We start from the raw sequence: 4,318 nt of genomic DNA on the forward strand, positions 1-4,318 counted from the left end.
CGCAGTCACTGCTGCCGCCGGCGTTGTCCTCCTCCGCCTGACAGCCCGCCGCGGCAATGAGGGCCGCCGACAACCCAATGGCGCCGAGCGCCCGTACGTACTTACGCCTCACGGCTATAGACCTCCTCCAGTTGCAGGAGTCCGAGCACACCCCGATGCAGGCGGCCGCACCAGTACGGCAGCCTCCCCACCTCGATGTGAGCCCGCACACCTGCTACGGCTCGTGATGGCGGAGCGTACTGGGTCGATAGACAGTCCCGGAAGCCCTCGAAGTCACGCTTGTCAAACCGTTACGAATACAAACGCCAATGCGACCCGAACCCGTAACATCCTTCACAGCTGGCCCGAAGCCGCGAGCGCACCGGCAATGACCAGCACATTCGTCCACCGCCAGCAAGGCCGACATCAATCCAACCTGGCGGGATAAAAGATCAACTGCGGCGACAACTCGCGACGGGGGCGCACTCCGACCGTTCGGACGCCACGGCGGCGCCAACCCTGGCCGCAGCGACCTTCAAGGGAGGAGAAAAGAGGGAGGGAGGGGGAGGGAGAGGAAGAAGAGGCGGGACCGGGCCTACTGGGCCGGACGGGGCACCTCGCCGCCAGCAGTCTCCTGGAGGATCCGCTCGGCGACCTCTTTCATGGTCATCCGGTGGTCCATCGCGGTGCGCTGGATCCACTTGAAGGCCTGCGGCTCGGTCATCCCATAGGTGGTCATCAACGCACCCTTGGCACGCTCGATGATCTTGCGTATCTCCAACCGGTCGGTGAGGCCAGCAACCTCCGCCTCCAGAGCGGCGACCTCCGAGTAGCGCGACATCGCGATCTCTACCGCTGGGACCAGGTCACTCTTCTGGAAGGGTTTGACCAGGTACGCCATCGCGCCAGCAGCCCGTGCCCGCTCCACCAGGTCCCGCTGACTGAAGGCGGTCAGGATGATGACCGGAGCGATCCGCTCGCCGGCGATCCGTTCGGCGGCGGCCAGCCCGTCCATGATGGGCATCTTGATGTCGAGGATGACCAGGTCCGGCTTCAGCTCCTGGGCGAGCCGAACGGCCGTCTCACCGTCGCCGGCCTCTCCGACAACCTCGTAGCCTTCCTCGACGAGCATCTCGGCGAGATCCAGCCGGATAAGCGCCTCGTCCTCGGCGATCAGTACCCGCCTGCGCTCAGCGTCCGTCTGCGTCTCGGCCACGAGCAACTCCCACCACTCCGTACCGACACCCGACCGGGTGCCGCGCCCCTTAGCCTAGTGGGTACTCTATAAGCCGACACCGAGGCCGCCGGCGGCACTGTCCCCGTATTCCAACCGGTAGAGAAACGGAGCTCAAACCTCCGACAGTGTGGGTTCGAATCCCACCGGGGACACCACAAACCGCTGCGCGGGCGGCGGTTGGCACCTCGCAAGCGAGGTAGCCCTGCAGGTCGCGGCCCCGGCGGGCGCCATGACGGCCGCCCGGCCCGCCCGCTCCGCAGCAGCGCGAAGGACCCGCCGCCGGGTGGCCGGCAGCCGCACCAGTCCACCGACGGGCATGCCGCTCGCCCAGCACCTCGACCGCCGCACCGTCACCGCCGATGCTGCTTCAGCATCTCCGCCACCGCTGAGTGGCTGGGTGATGAGCCGTAACACCGGCTCGAAGGGCCACCGTGGGGCCCCGAGTGGCCGCTCGAAGACCCCTCGATGAGCGGCGGAGACCCCTCAGCCGGCGCGTTCGGCTTCCACTCTGAGGGCCATCGCGCCGGGGCGAATGAACATTTGGCTCTGTAGGAGCAATTCCTCCGAACAAGATTCGGCGACTATGCGTTGAAACTAGCTAAAATTCGAGGAAGGATGTCACCATGCCCTCTTCCCCGAATCCGGTGCAGCCCTACGCGAGCCTTGACGACACCGACCGCGCGATCCTGGCGGAGCTGGCAGCAGACGGCCGCCTCCCGAACAACGCCCTCGCCGAGCGGGTAGGGGTGGCGCCGTCGACTTGCCTCGCACGAACCAGGGCGCTACGCGGATGCGGGGCGATCCGCGGCTTCCACGCCGAGGTGGATCCGGCGGCGATAGGCCTGCCGCTACAGGCGCTGATCTCGGTACGACTCTCCGCCCACGACCGGGCCGTGGTGGACGCCTTCCGAGCCCGATCAGTACGCCTACCGGGGATGGTGGCGGTTTTCCACGTGGCCGGTGCGGACGACTACGTGCTGCATGTCCGGGCGGCATCGGCGGAGGCGCTGCGGGACTTCGTGCTCGACCACCTGGCAGTCGATCCGGCGGTGCAGCACACCCAAACCAGCCTGATCTTCGAGCAGGCACGGGGCCTGGGGTAAGACGAATCACGGCCCCGGTGACGCGCCGAAACAGGATCTTCACGTCCGCGTCACGTCTGGGACGCGGACTGCGCCTAGGTTTAGTTTTGGTGGTGGTTGGCACTCCCGGTCGGGACGGGTCGGGAGCTGCCAGGTTGTGGCGCACCGGGCCGGAGTCGACGGATTCCGCGGAGCCGGTCCGGTGCCTCACTCGCTCGCCCCGCAGCCCTACCGGACCGACCCAGAGTCGGCCACCGCCTCCTCCCGGGACAGTTTGGTGGCGACCTCACCCCCGGGCGGCTCGGTGGCGCTATCGCCCCGAGACGGCGTGATGCCGCGGGCAGCGGCGACGACGGCCCGGGCACGACGGGCGCGGAGCAAGGCCCGAAGCGCGAACGCGAATGCGACTCCCCAAACGAGTGCCAGCAGGGCATACCCCACGGGCCGCACACCCGCACCGAGATCAAGAGCGTGCATCAGCGTACGAGCGTTGGTTAGCACGATCACACCGCCGACCACCGCACCGAGCAATTGGGCCGGGACGAGTCGCACCAGCCAGGCGGCCACCGGTGCCGCGATCAGACCACCGGCCAGTAGCGCGAGCACCATCGGCAGCAAAAAGCCCTCTGAGCCGAGCCCGATCAGGAAGCCGACACTGGCCGCACCGGCGACGAGGAACTCGGCGGTGTCCACCGATCCGATCACCCTGCGGGGTTCCAGTCGCCCACTGACCAGCAGCGCGGGGGTCGCCACCGGACCCCACCCCCCGCCGCCGGTCGCGTCAACAAAACCGGCGACGAGCCCCAGCGGGCCGAGGAAGCGGCCACGCAGCCGACCGGCCCGTCGTTCGGTGCGCAGTGGTCGGGCGAAGCGCACCAACAGGTACGCGCCGAGGGTGAACAAGATAGCCGCCATCCAGGGCGCGGCGGCGGCGGTGGAGAGGGCGGACAGGAAGGTCGCTCCGGCGAACGCACCGAGGGCACCGGGCACGGCGATACGCCCAACGACGCGCCAGTCGACGTTGCCAAACCGCCAGTGCGCCACACCCGCCGCCAGCGTGGTGCCCACCTCAGCAAGGTGCACCGAAGCCGAGGCAGCGGCCGGCGCGATACCGGCGAGCAGGAGCAGTGTCGAGGAGGTCAGCCCATAGGCCATGCCCAGGGCGCCGTCAACGAGCTGCGCGGCCAACCCGACGAGCGCGAGCACCAGCAGCTTACGCACCACGCCTCCCTGATTTTCGGATATCTCCTATCGACTTAGTCGACAATGCGGGATGAGGGACCCTGGGTCAACCATGTTCAACCGCGAGTTTCAGCTCAGGTCGGGGCGCGGCTCAGGTCCGGGCGCGGCTCAGATCCAGGCGCGCGGGTCGGCGACCAGTTCGGTAACCCGCGCCGGAAGGGCACCGTCGGCCACGTCGGCCACGGTGACCAGCTCCAGGATCTGGCGTTCGCTTGCCCGCAGGGCGATCCACACATCCTGCAAGGCTCGCGCAGCACCGTGGTAGCCGAGCTGCTCCGGGCGCTGCCCGCGGACATGGGCCAGCGGACCATCGATCACCCGAATCACCTCGGCGAGGGAGATCTCGCCCGCCGGCCGCGCCAACCAGTAGCCTCCCTCCGGGCCCCGCTGGGCCTGCACCACACCGCCCCGACGCAGCTGCAACAGGATGCTCTCCAAGAACTTCGGCGGGATCTCCTGGGCTCGGGCGATCTGGTCGGCCGTCACGTACCGCCCTCGACCGGTCGAGGCACCGCCGGTCACCGAGGCGAGCTCGGCGACCGCGCGAAGGGCATAGTCGACCCGGGCGGAGAGACGCATGGCAGACAGGCTAGCCGGCTCGATTGCCAACGACCGACCATCCCTCGGCCCACCGAGCCGGAAGCCTGCGCCGGGATGTCCGGACATGGCTGTTGGCCGGCGCCCGGTTTCGGGTGCCGGCCGACAGTTTCTTTCCCCCTTGTGTGGGTTGGGTCTGTGGGTGGGGGTTTGTTGGTGGCTGCTGCGGTGGGTGGGTCAG

4 protein-coding genes and 1 tRNA gene are annotated in these 4,318 nt (G+C 68.5%); 2 read left to right on the top strand and 3 right to left on the bottom strand.

What is annotated here, in order from left to right; translation table 11 throughout:
- Nucleotides 1-574 precede the first annotated feature (574 nt).
- On the bottom strand, nucleotides 575-1,195 hold the full coding sequence (locus K228_RS0123955; RefSeq protein ID WP_025620650.1) for an ANTAR domain-containing response regulator: 621 nt from the start codon (nucleotides 1,193-1,195) through the stop codon (nucleotides 575-577).
- Between the two features lie 99 nt (nucleotides 1,196-1,294).
- On the opposite strand from K228_RS0123955, the gene K228_RS0123960 reads away from it, so the two are divergent.
- Together K228_RS0123960 and K228_RS0123965 are read left to right on the top strand one after the other, a co-directional pair.
- Nucleotides 1,295-1,371 (top strand) — tRNA-Leu (locus K228_RS0123960).
- A 468-nt stretch (nucleotides 1,372-1,839) separates the two neighbouring features.
- Entirely contained in the window at nucleotides 1,840-2,319 is a 480-nt protein-coding gene (locus K228_RS0123965; protein WP_025620651.1) for an Lrp/AsnC family transcriptional regulator, read from the top strand.
- Nucleotides 2,320-2,526: 207 nt separating this feature from the next.
- On the opposite strand, the gene K228_RS0123970 is transcribed toward K228_RS0123965, so the two are convergent.
- Nucleotides 2,527-3,519 carry a sulfite exporter TauE/SafE family protein gene (locus K228_RS0123970; RefSeq protein WP_025620652.1) on the bottom strand — a complete coding sequence of 331 codons (993 nt, stop codon included), beginning with the start codon at nucleotides 3,517-3,519 and terminating at the stop codon, nucleotides 2,527-2,529.
- A gap of 129 nt (nucleotides 3,520-3,648) precedes the next feature.
- Nucleotides 3,649-4,119: an RrF2 family transcriptional regulator gene (locus K228_RS0123975; RefSeq protein ID WP_025620653.1), complete on the bottom strand. Its 471-nt coding sequence runs from the start codon at nucleotides 4,117-4,119 to the stop codon at nucleotides 3,649-3,651.
- Between the last annotated feature and the right edge of the window lie 199 nt (nucleotides 4,120-4,318).

The sequence above is a fragment of the Salinispora cortesiana genome, from assembly GCF_000484695.1.
Taxonomy (GTDB): Bacteria; Actinomycetota; Actinomycetes; order Mycobacteriales; family Micromonosporaceae; genus Micromonospora; species Micromonospora cortesiana.

Coding starts and splice junctions, on each gene's coding strand:
- K228_RS0123965 (WP_025620651.1), top strand. CDS start 1,840: ATGCCCTCTTCCCCGAATCCGGTGCAGCCCTACGCGAGCCTTGACGAC.
- K228_RS0123975 (WP_025620653.1), bottom strand. CDS start 4,119: ATGCGTCTCTCCGCCCGGGTCGACTATGCCCTTCGCGCGGTCGCCGAG.